The sequence below is a fragment of the Allorhizobium borbori genome (genome assembly GCF_014196535.1).
Lineage (GTDB): Bacteria > Pseudomonadota > Alphaproteobacteria > Rhizobiales > Rhizobiaceae > Ectorhizobium > Ectorhizobium borbori.
The window spans coordinates 35,806-50,186 of the sequence record NZ_JACIDU010000014.1 but is presented as its reverse complement, the minus strand read 5'-3'; the positions used below and the strand labels follow the sequence as shown (position 1 = coordinate 50,186).

The 14,381-nt window shown below is 64.6% G+C and carries 13 protein-coding genes; 8 read left to right on the top strand and 5 right to left on the bottom strand.

Annotated elements, in window-relative coordinates; all coding sequences use genetic code 11:
• Nucleotides 1-79: 79 nt before the first annotated feature.
• Nucleotides 80-337 (bottom strand): hypothetical protein, encoded by a 258-nt coding sequence (locus tag GGQ66_RS16335; RefSeq protein ID WP_183793806.1) that lies wholly within the window; start codon nt 335-337, stop codon nt 80-82.
• A gap of 177 nt (nt 338-514) precedes the next feature.
• Between GGQ66_RS16335 and hemF the strand changes: the two genes are divergently transcribed.
• Both hemF and GGQ66_RS16325 read left to right on the top strand, forming a co-directional pair.
• The gene (gene hemF / locus GGQ66_RS16330) at nt 515-1,429 is read left to right on the top strand and encodes an oxygen-dependent coproporphyrinogen oxidase (protein WP_183793805.1); all 915 of its coding nucleotides are present in this window, start codon (nt 515-517) and stop codon (nt 1,427-1,429) included.
• A 215-nt stretch (nt 1,430-1,644) separates the two neighbouring features.
• Complete coding sequence (locus GGQ66_RS16325) at nt 1,645-1,899, top strand: hypothetical protein (protein ID WP_183793804.1); 255 nt, start codon at nt 1,645-1,647, stop codon at nt 1,897-1,899.
• A gap of 80 nt (nt 1,900-1,979) precedes the next feature.
• On the opposite strand, the gene GGQ66_RS16320 is transcribed toward GGQ66_RS16325, so the two are convergent.
• Genes GGQ66_RS16320 through GGQ66_RS16310 form a run of 3 tightly spaced genes read right to left on the bottom strand, consistent with a single transcriptional unit; the run spans nt 1,980 to nt 4,488 of the window.
• Entirely contained in the window at nt 1,980-3,239 is a 1,260-nt protein-coding gene (locus tag GGQ66_RS16320) for a CCA tRNA nucleotidyltransferase (RefSeq protein WP_183793803.1), read from the bottom strand.
• The gene (locus GGQ66_RS16315) at nt 3,236-3,871 is read right to left on the bottom strand and encodes a CoA pyrophosphatase (RefSeq protein ID WP_183793802.1); all 636 of its coding nucleotides are present in this window, start codon (nt 3,869-3,871) and stop codon (nt 3,236-3,238) included. The genes GGQ66_RS16320 and GGQ66_RS16315 overlap by 4 nt, the downstream gene beginning before the upstream one ends.
• Nucleotides 3,868-4,488 carry a DUF1285 domain-containing protein gene (locus GGQ66_RS16310; protein ID WP_183793801.1) on the bottom strand — a complete coding sequence of 207 codons (621 nt, stop codon included), beginning with the start codon at nt 4,486-4,488 and terminating at the stop codon, nt 3,868-3,870. Before GGQ66_RS16310 ends, GGQ66_RS16315 begins: the two co-directional genes overlap by 4 nt.
• 118 nt (nt 4,489-4,606) lie before the next feature.
• Between GGQ66_RS16310 and GGQ66_RS16305 the strand changes: the two genes are divergently transcribed.
• From GGQ66_RS16305 to GGQ66_RS16280, 6 genes are read left to right on the top strand one after another with little or no spacing between them, the layout of a single operon-like run.
• Nucleotides 4,607-5,617 (top strand): AAA family ATPase, encoded by a 1,011-nt coding sequence (locus GGQ66_RS16305; protein ID WP_183793800.1) that lies wholly within the window; start codon nt 4,607-4,609, stop codon nt 5,615-5,617.
• A gap of 45 nt (nt 5,618-5,662) precedes the next feature.
• Nucleotides 5,663-6,583, top strand: coding sequence for a DUF58 domain-containing protein (locus GGQ66_RS16300; RefSeq protein ID WP_183793799.1), 921 nt, complete (start codon nt 5,663-5,665; stop codon nt 6,581-6,583).
• Nucleotides 6,580-9,378: a DUF4159 domain-containing protein gene (locus tag GGQ66_RS16295; RefSeq protein ID WP_183793798.1), complete on the top strand. Its 2,799-nt coding sequence runs from the start codon at nt 6,580-6,582 to the stop codon at nt 9,376-9,378. Before GGQ66_RS16300 ends, GGQ66_RS16295 begins: the two co-directional genes overlap by 4 nt.
• Before the next feature lie 4 nt (nt 9,379-9,382).
• Nucleotides 9,383-11,461, top strand: a complete 2,079-nt coding sequence (locus GGQ66_RS16290; protein ID WP_183793797.1) for a hypothetical protein — start codon at nt 9,383-9,385, stop codon at nt 11,459-11,461.
• Nucleotides 11,458-11,880 carry a GNAT family N-acetyltransferase gene (locus tag GGQ66_RS16285; RefSeq protein ID WP_183793796.1) on the top strand — a complete coding sequence of 141 codons (423 nt, stop codon included), beginning with the start codon at nt 11,458-11,460 and terminating at the stop codon, nt 11,878-11,880. The genes GGQ66_RS16290 and GGQ66_RS16285 overlap by 4 nt, the downstream gene beginning before the upstream one ends.
• 31 nt (nt 11,881-11,911) lie before the next feature.
• Complete coding sequence (locus tag GGQ66_RS16280; RefSeq protein WP_210287294.1) at nt 11,912-12,343, top strand: GNAT family N-acetyltransferase; 432 nt, start codon at nt 11,912-11,914, stop codon at nt 12,341-12,343.
• On the opposite strand, the gene GGQ66_RS16275 is transcribed toward GGQ66_RS16280, so the two are convergent.
• Nucleotides 12,340-14,265, bottom strand: coding sequence for a methyl-accepting chemotaxis protein (locus GGQ66_RS16275; protein WP_183793795.1), 1,926 nt, complete (start codon nt 14,263-14,265; stop codon nt 12,340-12,342). The genes GGQ66_RS16280 and GGQ66_RS16275 overlap by 4 nt on opposite strands.
• Nucleotides 14,266-14,381 lie beyond the last annotated feature (116 nt).

The following is a 14,381-nucleotide window of genomic DNA, read 5'->3' as shown; positions in this document are numbered from 1 at the left end:
GCAGGGCGCGCCTTCTGTTGATGATGACCTAAAGTAAAGACAGTTTCTTCTCTAATCAAGCGCCCCACCGAAGGCTCGATCAATCGGCGCTGGGCAAGCGGCGCATGGTGAACTCGATCCGGTCGCCCTCGATCTGCCGCCAGCTTTCCACTTCCGTCCAGTAGGCGGCTTTCGGAAAGGTATCGAACCACTCGCGCGCCTTCTGGCGTGCTTCTTCGCGCGTCAGGCAAAAGGTCTCGCGCACGAACATGCCCTCGCCCGCATTCTTTTCGCGGCGATGGTCGCGAATGCGGCGCTTCAGCGCCTCCATCTTCGGCGGCTGCATCGGTTTTGCCATTTCCCGCCTCCTTATACGCAATACAATAATGGGCAACGCGGCATTTGACCAGACATCACAACGGCCACGGCGCTTCGCCGTGTTCCGTCAATCTGGTCCAAACCTCTCGTTACTGATAAGCATGGTGAAATTATGGACGCCGAATCGTGGCCGTCATGACCCGAAACGGAGGAAGACATGGAGCGCCCCCATCTGCCGGCAGGCCTGCCGGACGATATTGAAGCCCGCAAGGACGAAGCCCGTCAGTGGTTCGAAACCCTGCGCGACACGATCTGCGCCTCCTTCGAGGCCATCGAGGACGAACTGACCGGGCCGTTGAGCGATCAGGAACCGGGCCGCTTCGAGGGCAAGGACTGGCTGCGCGACGAAGGTCGCGGCGGCGGCGGGCGCATGTCGATGATGACCGGCCGCGTCTTCGAGAAAGTCGGCGTCCACACCTCCACGGTACACGGCGAATTCGCCGAAGACTTCCGCGCCCAGATCCCTGGCGCCTCCGAAGATCCGCGCTTCTGGGCATCCGGCATTTCGCTCATCGCCCATCCGGTGAACCCAAACGTACCCGCCGTCCATATGAACACGCGCATGGTCGTCACCACCAGCCACTGGTTCGGCGGCGGCGCTGACCTGACGCCGGTGCTCGATCGCCGCCGCACGCAGGAAGACCCGGACAGCCAGCTTTTCCACCGCGCCATGGAAATCACTTGCCGCCGCCATGAGCCGGTGGCCGATTACGATGCCTACAAGGCCTGGTGCGACGACTATTTCTTCCTCAAGCATCGTAACGAGGCGCGCGGCATCGGCGGCATCTTCTTCGACTGGTTGCACCCTTCCGAGGACAAGGGCGGTTTCGATCCGACCTTCGCCTTCGTGCGCGATGTCGGCCGCGCCTTCAACATGGTCTACCCGAAGCTGGTTCGCTCGAACTTCAACAAGGAATGGACCGAGGATGATCGCGACGAACAGCTCGTGCGCCGGGGTCGTTACGTGGAGTTCAACCTGCTCTATGACCGGGGCACGATCTTCGGCCTGAAGACCGGCGGCAACGTCGATGCGATCCTCTCATCCATGCCGCCGGTGGTGCGCTGGCCCTGACCCAACCGCAAGCTGCGCATCCGCGTGACAGTTCGGATGCGTAATACGATCCGCGGATTTCGTGTCACACGTTTGTGAGCGTTTAAATCGTTTCAAAACCCAAAAAATCGGGCAAAAATTCCGATATCAACCCAAACTGCGCGGTTTTGTCCGTTTGCGTTCGCGCCTATCCATGGTAGCGTTCTCCCGGTGATTTCATCGGAGGAGGAAATACTATGGTTACGCAGATTAGCATGCCGTCTTCGGCTCAGGGAACACCCTCTGCCACCCCCCTCAACACGCCTGAATTCATTGATCGTCTGGCGACCGAACTGCGCAGTCAGGGCGATGTCGACCTGCCGCATTCCTACTATGTCGAGCAGGTCAAGCTGCGCCTGGCAGGTCAGACACCGGCTGAACCCGCGTCTGAACGGACCCCGGCACCTTACGAGTCGTCCGATTGCTTCCGTGCCTGGGCGCTGGGTGAATAAGCCCTGCCACCCGCCACGAATCTGAATGCGGATGAGAAGCCCCCGTCAAAAGCCGGGGGCTTTTTGGTATCGCGAAACCTTCAGCCCTCGCCGGCCAGTTTCTTCAACCGTTCCAGAAGCTTGTCGCGGCTCAACGAGAAATTCATGTCGACCCACTGGTTCTCCAGTGTCGCCAGCACCTCGCCCACCTTCGGCCCGGCAGGCAGGCCAGCCTTCAGCACATCCGCCCCGCTCAAGGGGAATTTCGGTTTTTCGAAACGTTCGGCAAGAGCCAGAAGCGTCGAAAGCCGGGCGGCGCGCAGCATGGCCGCATCATTGCCCCGCGCCTGCATACGCGCCGAGGCCAGCGAAAGCTTGAGCCGCGCGACAAGGCCCGGCGCACCGTGGCGATAGAGGAGCCGCGCGAAGACGGCATCCGTCACCTCGTCGGGAATGGCCGGCGCATTCGCCCATTGCTGTAAAAAAGCGGCCTCAGCCCTCGAAAGCCGCAGCCGGTCGGCCAGCGCCTCCAGACGCGCCGCATCCGGCGGGATAATGGCGATAAGCCTCAGCAACGGATCAGACGACCAGCCCAGCGATTGCTCAGCCTCGATCAGCGCCGGAATGGCGTCGATACCCCACTTCTCGCTTTCGGGAATGATATCGGTCAGAATGCCCGTCTGGCGCATCCACAGGAGCGCGCGGCCCGGATCACGAGCCGCCAGAAGCTTCTTCATCTCGCTCCACACCCGCTCCGCGGACAGCGTTTTCAGCCCGGACCTGCCGCGCACGCAGGCGCGCAGACCGTCGGCATCCGGACGCCCGTCGCCATACCAGGCGAAGAAGCGGAAGAAACGCAGGATGCGCAGATAATCCTCGGCAATCCGCTGCGCCGCCTCACCGATGAAGCGCACCGTCTTCGTCTCGATATCCGGCAGGCCGTCGACGAGATCGATAACATTGCCGTCCTTGTCCGCGTAAAGCCCGTTGATCGTCAGGTCGCGCCGGTCGGCATCCTCCTGCCAGTCGGTGCCGAACACCACGGTGGCGCGGCGTCCGTCCGTCTCCGCGTCGCGGCGCAGGGTCGTCACCTCGAAGGGCTTGCCGTCCACCACCAGCGTCACCGTGCCGTGGTCGATGCCGGTCGGCACCGCCCTGATACCGGCGGCCTCGGCGCGATCGATCACCGCCTGCGGCAAAAGCGTCGTGGCAATATCGGCATCGTTGATCGGATGCCCCATCAGCGCATTGCGCACCGCGCCGCCGGCAATGCGGGCTTCACCGCCATCGCTGTTCAGCAGGCTCAGCACCCGCTGAAGCGCGGCATCCTGAAACCAGTCCTGATGGGCGAGGTTCGTCATGCGTAAAGCCTTTCATAGAGGGTGCGCACGATGCTGGCCGTGATGCCCCAGATATTCCGCCCCTCATAGGGCATGCGATAATAGAAGCGGTCGGCGCCCGCGAAGGGGCGCGAGCCGCGCTCGTGGTGGGCCGGGTTCATGAGCCAGGACAACGGAACCTCGAACACCTCGTCCACCTCGTCCGGGTTCAGCGCAAGATGAAAGCCGGGCGTTACGACGGAGAGTACCGGCGTGATGCGAAACCCGGTGAAGGACAGATATTGCGGCAGCCGGGCCACGATCTCCACGCCTTCGCGCGGCAGGCCGATTTCCTCCTGCGCCTCGCGCAGTGCCGCCTGTTCGGGCGAGGCATCCTCGGGATCGATGCCGCCGCCGGGAAAGGCGATCTGGCCGGAATGCTTGCGCAGCTTGGAGGTCCGCTGGGTAAAGATCACCCGTGCCTCATCGCCGTGATCGACCACCGGCACCAGCACGGCGGCGTCCTTCAGCTTGAGGCCAAGCACGATCTCCTGCGCTTCCGGGTTGATGAGGTGGTCGCCATGGTCGCGCCAGGCAGTTTCCACGGGGCCACCACTCTGGGTCAGCGCCCGACGACGGAATTCAGCGGCGGAATAAAGCGGAAAGGCACTCATGCGGAAAGACGATCCAGTTCTGAAAGCGGCATGACGGGGAAGATCGCACCGGCCGAGCGCAGGCAGAAGGTTTCGACACCATCGATCTCAAGCACCTCGCCGAGCGCGGCGATGTCCTGCGTCAGCGCCCGCGTGGCGAGCGCCTCAAGCCGGCCGCGCACGAGAAGATAGGGCTTCAGCCCGCCATCCTCGGCCGTTGCAAATCGCAGCGGATGATCGGCATCAGCGGTGACGACATCGCCAAGATTGGTGCGGAAGGTCAGCCTCTGCGTCGCGCCCTCGCCCTCCACCGTCATCTCGACGGCAAGGAACGGCGCATCGACCACGCGAATGCCAACCTTTTCCACAGGTGTCACAAGATAGGTCTTGCCGTCCTCATCCCGGCGCAAAACGGTGGAAAACAGCCGAACGAGCGGCACCCGGCCAATGGGGGTTCCCATATAGAACCATTGCCCATCCGCCTTGATTTCCATGTCGATATCGCCGCAAAACGGCGGTTCCCAGCGTTCGACGGGCGGCAGACCGCGCCCTTCGCCGCCCGAAATATCCCGTGCGCGGGCAATCAGGGCAACGAGGCTGTCCGTGCTGTTGCCGCCGTGCTTTTCCTCTGCCGCCATTTTTGCGTCCCGGTTGATCTTTATTACGTCACCCTCACGAGATAGTCATTTCACACGCGCTTGTCAGCGCCCCGCAGGGGGATAAAGTTTTGAGGCAGTCTTTGATGAGGAGAACGGCATGGGTATGATGGCAGGCGCGGATGTGCTGGACGAGAAGACCATGATCGCAGCCGCTGAAAAGGCGCTGGCCGACATTGCCACCATCCGGCAGGAGGTCTCGAAGGCAATCTTCGGTCAGGAAGCAGTGGTGGAAAGCACCCTGCTTGCCGTGCTCTCCGGTGGCCATGCGCTTCTGGTCGGCGTTCCCGGCCTTGCCAAGACCCGCCTCGTCACCACGCTCGGCACCGTGCTCGGCCTCGATGCCAACCGCATCCAGTTCACGCCCGACCTTATGCCCTCCGACATTCTCGGCACCGAAGTCATGGATCAGGACGAGAACGGCCGCCGCTCCTTCCGCTTCGTGAAAGGCCCGGTCTTCGCCCAGCTCCTGATGGCCGACGAAATCAACCGCGCCAGCCCGCGCACGCAATCGGCACTGCTGCAATCCATGCAGGAATACCACATCACCGTTGCCGGCCAGCGTTATGACCTGCCTGCCCCCTTCCATGTGCTCGCGACCCAGAACCCGCTGGAGCAGGAAGGCACCTATCCCCTGCCCGAAGCCCAGCTCGACCGCTTCCTGCTGCAGGTCGATGTCGGCTATCCCGATCTCGCCGCCGAACGGCGCATCCTGCTCGAAACCACCGGCATTTCCGAAACCCAGCCGTCGGCCGTCATCCATGCGGCCCGCCTGCAGGAAATCCAGCGGCTCATTCGCCAGATGCCGGTGCCCGATGGCGTGGTCGATGCCATTCTCTCGCTCGTGCGCTCCGCCCGCCCCGGCGAAGGAAACGACCTGACCGACAGGCATGTGGCCTGGGGCCCCGGCCCTCGCGCCGGCCAGTCGCTGATGCTGGCCGCCCGCGCCCGCGCGCTCTATCACGGTCGCCTCGCGCCCTCCATCGATGATGTCCACGCTCTGGCCGGCCCGGTTCTGCAGCACCGCATGGCGCTCACCTTTGCCGCACGCGCCGAAGGCATTTCGGTGCGCGACGTGATTTCGGGTCTGGTGAAGGACGCACGCAAGTAATGCTGCCGCACGGCTTTTCGCGGCTCAGGAACGGAAGGATGCCTTTTGGCTTCGATCGGTGAAAGCGTCGGTTCCACACCCGCCCGGGATGCGCTGACGCGCGCGCGCCAGCGCGCCATGCTGGTGCCCGATTGCGTGGTCGAGGCACGCCGTATCGCCAACACCGTGATCGCCGGCTGGCATGGCCGCCGCCGTCGCGGCATCGGCGAGAATTTCTGGCAATTCCGCCCCTATGCCGAGGGCGAATCCATCGCCCGCATCGACTGGCGCCGCTCGGCCCGCGACGATCATCTCTACGTTCGTGACCGCGAATGGGAAGCCGCCCACACCGTCTGGCTCTGGGCCGACCTTTCGCCATCCATGACCTACAAGTCCCGCTTCGGCACCGTCTCCAAGGAAAGCCGCGCGCTCGTCCTCATGCTGGCGCTTGCCGAAATTCTGGCGCGCTCGGGCGAACGCATCGGCTGCCCCGGCATCATGGAACCCGTCGCCGCCCGCAACGCCGCCGAACGGCTGGCGACGGCGCTTATCCACGCGCCGGACACGCAGGGCCTGCCGGATACGCGCATGATCCGTGGCGCAAGCGACATCGTTCTGATCGGCGATTTCCTCGATGACCCCGACCTGCTGATGGAAAATATCGGTCCCTTGGCAAGACGCGGCCTGCGCGGCCATCTCATCGAGGTCTACGACCCCGCCGAGGAAGACTTTCCCTATAGTGGCCGCACCGAGTTTTCCGATCCGGAAACCGGCGCGAAGCTCACCTTCGGCCGTGCTGAAACGGTGCGCGAGGACTATCGCCGCATCTGGTTCGCCCGCCGCGAGGCGCTCGGCGATCACCTGCGCCATCTGGGCTGGAACTTCGTGCCCCATTCCACGGGTGCGCTCGCCTCGCAGGCGCTCATTGCCGTTCACGCCTATCTCTCGGGCCAGCCGACGGCACCGGCGCGAAAGGAGCGGACATGAACGCGCTCAGCTTCGCGACGCCCGCCGTCCTTGGTGCTCTGCTTGCCTTGCCGCTCATCTGGTGGCTGCTGCGTCTCACCCCGCCGCGCCCGCAGCAGGAAGTCTTCCCGCCGCTCAAAATCCTGGCCCGCGTGCTGAAGCGTGAGGAAACCCCGGCCAAAAGCCCATGGTGGCTCACAGCGCTGCGCATAGCGCTCGCTGCCGCCATCATTCTGGCGCTGGCCGGGCCGGTTCTGAACCGCGATACGACCGCCTTGTCGACCTCCGGCCCGCTGACCCTCGTCATCGACAATGGCTGGGCTGCGGCCCCCGACTGGGAGCGCCGCACCCAGACCGCCGCCACGCTGATCGACGCCGCCGAACGCGCCGACCTGCCGGTTTCCATCGCCTTCACCGCCGAACAGGCGCAGGATGCGACACCGGGCACAGCGGCCGGCGCCCGCGAAAAACTCGCCGCCGCCCGCCCGCGTCCGCTGGCAACGGATCGCGCCCGCACCGTCGAGACCGTGGCCGCCGCCCTCGATGGCGCGACGCCGGGCACGCTCGCATTCCTCACGGATGGCATCGAGACGGATGCGCAAACACCCGCGCTCGACCGCCTCGCCAACCTGCGCCCGGCGGATCTGCGTGTTATACAAGCCGACGCCGCCCGCATCGCAGCTCTGACCACCGTCACCAATGGTGCGACCTCCATGAGCGCGCGGGCCGTGCGCCTCGATGGCGCAGCCCCCCTCGTCGCCACGGTTTCGGCTCTGGATGCGCAGGGGCGCGTGATTGCCTCCGGCCCGCTCACCTTCGGCCCCGGCGAACGGGAAACGACGGCGGAACTGAACCTGCCGTTTGAACTGCGCAACGATTTCGCCCGCCTGCAGATCGACGGGTTCCAGACCGCCGGTGCCGTGCGACTTCTCGATGACGGCTTCAAGCGCCGCCGCGTGGCGCTCATATCCGGCGAAAGCGGCAGCGATTTCCAGCCGCTTCTTCAGCCGCTCTATTACATCGAGCGTGCGCTCGGCCCCTATGCCGATCTGGTGAAGCCGGACAGCCCCGATCTCGCCACCGCCATTCCCGCGCTGCTGGAACAGAACCCATCGGCCATCATCATGGCCGATGTCGGTCGCCTGCCCGCCGGCGTTTATGAGCCGATGCAGCGCTGGCTGGCCAATGGCGGCACGCTCATCCGCTTCGCCGGGTCGCGTCTGGCCGCAGCCCCGGCTGACGATCCGCTCGTGCCGGTGCTGCTGCGCCAGGGCGAACGCGCCTTCGGCGGCGCATTGTCGTGGAGCGAGCCGCAGCCGCTTGCCCCCTTCCCGCCAACCGGCCCCTTCGCCGGCCTGCCAAATCCCGATGGCGTGACCGTCACCCGTCAGGTGCTGGCCGAGCCCGTGCCCGATCTCGCCCAGCGAACGCTGGCAAGCCTTGCCGATGGCACTCCGCTCGTGACCATGAAGGATGACGGCGCCGGCCGCATCATCCTTTTCCACGTCAGCGCCGAGGCCACCTGGTCGAACCTGCCGATCTCCGGTCATTTCGTGGAAATGCTGCGCCGTCTCGTGCAGCTTTCCCGCTCCGGGGGCGTATCGGCGGAAGCGCAGGCTGCGGCAACCGCCACCCTGCCGCCCTGGCGTCTTCTGACGGCCAACGGCAGCCTGACGGCGGAAACCGGCAATGCCCGCCCGCTGACGCTGAACCCCGCAACACCGCCGAAGGCAAGCCACGATACCCCGCCCGGCCTCTACGGCTCGGAGGATGGCTTCACCGCGCTCAACCTGCTGCCTGCCGATGCGACGCTGGAGCCCATCGCCTCATCCGCCGCCATGCCCGTGACGCGGCTGGCGTTGGCCGGCGACAGCGCCCGTCCGCTCTCGCCCTGGCTTTATCTCGCGGCGTTCCTGATGCTTCTTGCCGATGGCCTCATCATGCTCTTCATCAACGGCGCCTTCCGCCGCCTGCCGAAGGCGGCTGCCGCGGCGGCGGCCCTTGCCGCACTTGCCTTCCTCGCGCCGCTCGCCCCTGACTATGCCCGCGCCGACGACAGCCGCCCCGGCGACGAACTCATCCTCGACCGGCTGAAAACCACCCGGCTTGCCTATGTCACCACCGGCGAACCGGAAGTGGACAGGATCTCGCAGCAGGGGCTGGCCGGCCTCACCGATTTCCTGCTCTGGCGCACAGCGCTGGAACCCGGCCAGCCGGTCGGCCTCGACATCGCCAAGGACGAACTGGCCTTCTACCCGCTGATCTACTGGCCGGTTTCAGCCACGGCGCCGATGCCCTCGCCCGAGGCGATCTCGCGCATCGACGCCTATATGCGCGCCGGCGGCACGGTTCTGTTCGACACGCGCGACCAGATCGGCGGCCTCGGCGGCACCCAGACAAGCCCGAACACCGAGCGGCTGCAGGCCATTCTCGGCAATATCGACATTCCGCCGCTGGAGCCGGTGCCGGAGAACCACGTTCTCGCCCGCTCTTTCTATCTGCTGCACGATTTTACGGGCCGTTACAACGGCAGCCCGCTCTGGGTGGAGGCGCGCTCTGACGGCCGGGCCTCGGCCACCTCGCTGTCGTCGTCGGGCGATGGCGTGTCGCCGATCCTCATCACCGGCAATGATTTTGCCGGGGCCTGGGCCATCGATGACGCCGGAAACGCCGTTCTGCCGACAGTGCCGGCGGATGAGACACAACGCGAGCACGCCTTCCGCGCCGGCGTGAACATCATGATGTATATGCTGACCGGCAACTACAAGGCCGATCAGGTGCACATTCCCGCCCTGCTCGAACGGTTGGGGCAATAGCATCATGGCGCTCACCTTCTCGCCTCTCCTGCCCTGGCCCCTGATTGCCGCGCTTGGCGTCGCCGCGCTCGTTCTCGCTGCGCTCGGCTTCTGGCGCGGCATGCGCGGCAGCGCCTTGCGCGCGCTGGCGCTCGCCGCACTGCTTGGCGCCATTGCCAATCCGCTGCTGGTGGACGAACAGCGCGAGCCGCTGTCCACCGTCGTTCCCATCGTGGTCGATCGTTCCGCCAGCCAGACGGCGACAGACCGTACCACCCGCACGGATGCCGCCCTTGCGGGCCTCATCGACCGGTTCAAGGCGTTCCCGCGCATCGAAACCCGCATTGTCGAGGCGAAGGACGACCCCGACACGGACACGCCCTCCACACGGCTGTTTTCCGCCCTTTCGGATGCGATTGCCGATGTGCCATCGGCCCGCGTGGGCGCGGCGATCTTCCTGACCGACGGCCAGATCCACGATCTGCCGGGACCGGATGCCAATCTCGGCTTCAACGCCCCCATCCACGGTCTCATCACGGGCAAGGCAGACGAATTCGACCGCCGCATCGAGATCATTCGCGGCCCCCGCTTCGGCATTGTCGGCGAGGAGCAGGAAATCACCCTTCGCGTCTTTGACGATGGCCAGCAATCAACGAGCGCACCGGATGCCGAGATCGCCGTGCGCATCAATGGCGAGGCGCAACCGCCGCTGCGCGCCATTCCGGGCGCGGAAGTTTCCTATCGCTTCAAGGTGCCGCGCGGCGGCGCCAATGTGCTGGAATTTTCGGTGGCGGAGCGTCCCGGCGAAATCACCGCCGCCAATAACCGCGCCGTCCACGTCATCGAGGGCATTCGCCAGAACCTGCGCGTCCTTCTGGTCTCCGGCGAACCGCATTCCGGCGAACGTGCCTGGCGCAACCTGCTGAAATCCGACGCTTCGGTCGATCTCGTCCACTTCACCATTCTGCGCCCACCGGAAAAGCAGGATGGCACCCCGATCAACGAACTGTCGCTGATCGCCTTCCCGACGCGTGAGCTGTTCGTGGAAAAGATCGAGGATTTCGACCTCATCATCTTCGACCGCTACCAGCACCGCAACGTGCTGCCGATCCTCTATTACGATTACATCGCCCAATATGTCGAAAAGGGCGGCGCGCTGCTGATCGCCGCTGGCCCCGAACATGCCAGCGAAGCCTCGATTGCGCTCACCCCCCTTTCGGCCGTCCTGCCCGCCGCCCCCACCGGCCGCATGAACGAGGCCCCTTTCTATCCGCGCCTGTCGGAAGCCGGGCAGAAACATCCGGTCACGCGCGGGCTGGAGGGTGCCGCCGTCGAACCACCGCACTGGGGTCGCTGGTTCCGCACCGTCGAGGTCGGCACCCCGCGCGGCCAGACGGTGATGGTCGCCAACGACAACAAGCCGCTGCTGGTGCTGAACCGTCAGGGCGAAGGCCGCGTCGCCATGCTTCTGTCCGATCAGGGCTGGCTGTGGGCACGCGGCTTCGAAGGCGGTGGTCCGCATGTGGCGCTCTATCGCCGCATCGCCCACTGGCTGATGAAGCAGCCGGAACTGGAAGAGGAAGCGCTCACCGCCCGCGCATCGGGCCGTTCGCTGACCGTGCTGCGCCAGACCATCGGCGCCGACCCCGGCCCGGCAACGGTAAAATATCCCTCGGGCCGCACCGAAAGCCTGCCGCTGACGCCGGCAGCGCCCGGTCTCTACCGCGCGGAAAAGCGCATGGAGGAAACCGGCCTCTACGAGATCACCAGCGGCGACTTGAAGACGCTCGTCCATGCCGGCGCGGTCGATGCGCCGGAATTCAAGGCCATGGCCTCGACCACCGAAACGCTGAAACCCTATGCGGACAAGACCCACGGCCTCGTCACCCGCATCGCCTCGGCCTCCGGCGATGGCGTGACCCTGCCCTCCATCCTGCCGGTCAATGGCGAAGTCCGCGTCAGCGATCCCGGTCGGCTCTCGATCCGCATGACCGGTGAAACCGTGCTGAAGGGCATCGATACGCTGCCGCTTTTTGCCGGGTTCCTGGGGCTTGCCGTGCTGCTGCTGGCGATTTCCGCAACCTGGTGGCGCGAGGGTCGATGACGATGATCGACCTTCTGCCCGAAGCCGACAAGGATGCCGAAAAGGCGGTCTATGACGCGCTCCGCGCCTATAATATCGACCGCTTCGGCCCGTCAGGTTACAAGGCACTGCAGATTGCGCTGCGCGATGACGATGGCAAGGTCGTGGGCGGGTTGATGGGCGAAACGGCGCGCGGCTGGCTGTTCATCAAGCTGCTCTTCGTGCCGGAGGAACAGCGCGGCAAGGGCCTCGCCACCCGCATGTTGCAGATGGCCGAGGACGAGGCCCGCGCCCGAGGCTGCGTAGGCCTGCAGATCGATACGATGAGCCCTGAGGCGCTGGCGCTTTACCTGCGCTACGGATTCACGATAGCCGGCAGGATCGAGGGGCTTGCGGGCGGACACGACCTCATCTGGCTGACGCGCCGCCTCGATGGCTGAACAGCCCGCAACCGCAAGCCGGAAACAGGCGATGACCGACCCCATTTCCCTGACCATTTCCGAAGAGGCCGATAACGCGGCCGAAGCTTTCATCGGCGGCGCGATCCGTAACTGGAACATCGCGCAGTTCGGCGAGAGCAACAAGCGCGACCTGAACATCCTTCTTCGCGATGATGACGGTACCGTCACCGGCGGACTGATGGGCCACACGGCGCGCGGCTGGCTGTTCGTCGCCCTGCTCTTCGTGCCGGAAGCGTTGCGTGGTCAAGGACTTGCCCGCCGCCTGCTCATTCTGGCGGAAGAAGAAGCGCGCCGACGCGGTTGCCTCGGCGCGATGATCGATACCATGAACCCGGACGCGCTGCGGCTTTACCGCAAGGCCGGTTACGATGTTTCCGGCGCCTCGCCTGCCTTCGACAGCGGGCATTGCATCACTTGGCTCGCCAAGCGCTTCGAGGCTTAAAACTCTTCCCACGCATTGTTGGCGCCACCAGCGGCCGCCGCACGCCTGGGCGCGGAAGCGGCGTGAGCGGGGGCCTGCTGGGCGGCTGGCCGCGCCATCTGCTGCGCCACCTGCCTCAGAGCCGCCGACGGATGGGCCTGCGCCTGACCAAGACGGAACTGGTTGACCAGATCGCGCAGCTTCGACACTTCGCTCGACAGTGTGTTGGAGGCGGCATTCGTCTCTTCCACCATCGCCGCATTCTGCTGCGTCGTCTGGTCCATCGCGTTGACAGCCTGGTTGACTTCCTTCAGCCCGGTCGCCTGTTCGCGGGCGGAAACGGCGATCGCCTCCATGTGCTCGTTGATGTCTACGATGAAGCCGCCGATGGTCTTCAGCGCCACGCCGGCATCACGCACCAGTTTCACGCCGCCTTCAACCTCGCTGGAGGAATTGTGGATCAGCGCCTTGATTTCCTTGGCGGCGGTGGCCGAACGCTGGGCGAGTTCCCGCACTTCCTGCGCCACCACGGCAAAGCCCTTGCCCGCCTCGCCGGCACGGGCGGCCTCGACACCCGCATTCAGCGCCAGAAGGTTGGTCTGGAAGGCGATCTCGTCGATGACGCCGATGATGTTGGAAATCTGCTCCGAACCATGCTCGATCTTGCGCATGGCATCCTCGGCATGCGTCACGACCTCGGCCGATTCCAGAGCCGAACGATTGGCGGCGGCGGCCACGGCGCGGGCCTCTTCCGTGCGCTTGGATGAGTTGGCGACGTTCGAGGTAATCTCATCGACGGCGGCGGCCGTCTGCTCCAGCGATGACGCCTGCTGCTCGGTGCGCCGCGAAAGATCGTCGGCGCCATCGGCAATCTCGCGGCTGCCGTTATCGATGGTAAGGATGCTTTCCGCAATGCTGGAGAGCGTGGATTCAAGCTGCTTTACCGAAGTGTTGAAGTCATGGCGCAGTGCTTCGAATTCCGGTGAGAACGCATCCGTAAGCTGGAAGTTGAGATCGCCGGAGGCCAGACGCTGAAGGCCGGTTGCGAGACCCGAGGTCGCGATCCGCAGGCGTTCGGCGGCAGCCTCTTCGGCTTGCTGCTGTGCGGCATTCCGGTCGGCTTCGGCCTTGCGGCGGCTTTCGGCGGCTTCGGCCTCCAGCCGCTTGTTGGCGATGGCAGCGCCACGAAACACCTCCAGTGCCTTCACCATATCGCCCACTTCGTCCCGACGACCGGCACCCTGCACGTCGACCGATGTGTCACCTTCCGTCAACCGCCGCATCGCATCGGTAATCTTTACCAGCGGGCGCGCGATATACAGCGCTCCGAAAAACGCCGTCGCCAGACCAATGACAAGGGCCAGCGTCAGTGCGATGTAATTGCCGACTGTCGCGAACGTGGCGTGACCGTGCGTTTCCACACCCTCGTTCTGCGTGTCTCCGGCCATATCGTCCACGCCGTCCTGAATGGACTTGCGCGCAGCGTCATAGGCTTCAAGGCTTGTGCCATAGAACAGGCCCCGGGCTTCATCGATATTACCACGGGTCAGCAGGGCATCGACATCGCTCCATTTGGCCTGGCTGTCGTTCCACTTTGTCTTGAAGCTGGCGAAGATGTCCTTGTCTATCTGGTCGACCAACAGCGGCTCATACTTCACTATTGTCGTCTCGACTGCCTTGACCGCTGCGCCAAGCTGTTCGGAAAATTGCGGTCTTTGCTCTGCCGTGCCGTTCAGCACCGCACCCTGAGCAATGCGGACCAAACCCAGATCCGTGTTCATCTGCCCGAGCAGAATGAACGAAGGGACACGATTCTCTACAATGACATTGATGCCCGCCTGCACGTTTGACAGGGAATAGGCCGTAAACAGCCCCTGCCCCGCCGCGACGGACACCATAAGGCCGGACATTCCAACAAGCATTCGTGCAATCGAAAGACGCATGCGTCCCTCCCAGGATTTGAATCTGGAAGCAAGATGGGCCTAAATATTTAAGAATATGATACGATTAACCATGTGTTATATGGCAAATCCCTCAACATTGCGCAAAGAAGGGCAAT

Bases quoted from the DNA above. Each gene is read 5' to 3' on its own strand.
- GGQ66_RS16335 (WP_183793806.1), bottom strand. From the start codon at position 337: ATGGCAAAACCGATGCAGCCGCCGAAGATGGAGGCGCTGAAGCGCCGC.
- GGQ66_RS16280 (WP_210287294.1), top strand. From the start codon at position 11,912: ATGACCGACCCCATTTCCCTGACCATTTCCGAAGAGGCCGATAACGCG.
- GGQ66_RS16320 (WP_183793803.1), bottom strand. From the start codon at position 3,239: ATGACGAACCTCGCCCATCAGGACTGGTTTCAGGATGCCGCGCTTCAG.
- hemF (WP_183793805.1), top strand. From the start codon at position 515: ATGGAGCGCCCCCATCTGCCGGCAGGCCTGCCGGACGATATTGAAGCC.
- GGQ66_RS16275 (WP_183793795.1), bottom strand. From the start codon at position 14,265: ATGCGTCTTTCGATTGCACGAATGCTTGTTGGAATGTCCGGCCTTATG.
- GGQ66_RS16295 (WP_183793798.1), top strand. From the start codon at position 6,580: ATGAACGCGCTCAGCTTCGCGACGCCCGCCGTCCTTGGTGCTCTGCTT.
- GGQ66_RS16305 (WP_183793800.1), top strand. From the start codon at position 4,607: ATGGGTATGATGGCAGGCGCGGATGTGCTGGACGAGAAGACCATGATC.
- GGQ66_RS16285 (WP_183793796.1), top strand. From the start codon at position 11,458: ATGACGATGATCGACCTTCTGCCCGAAGCCGACAAGGATGCCGAAAAG.
- GGQ66_RS16290 (WP_183793797.1), top strand. From the start codon at position 9,383: ATGGCGCTCACCTTCTCGCCTCTCCTGCCCTGGCCCCTGATTGCCGCG.
- GGQ66_RS16325 (WP_183793804.1), top strand. From the start codon at position 1,645: ATGGTTACGCAGATTAGCATGCCGTCTTCGGCTCAGGGAACACCCTCT.
- GGQ66_RS16310 (WP_183793801.1), bottom strand. From the start codon at position 4,488: ATGGCGGCAGAGGAAAAGCACGGCGGCAACAGCACGGACAGCCTCGTT.
- GGQ66_RS16315 (WP_183793802.1), bottom strand. From the start codon at position 3,871: ATGAGTGCCTTTCCGCTTTATTCCGCCGCTGAATTCCGTCGTCGGGCG.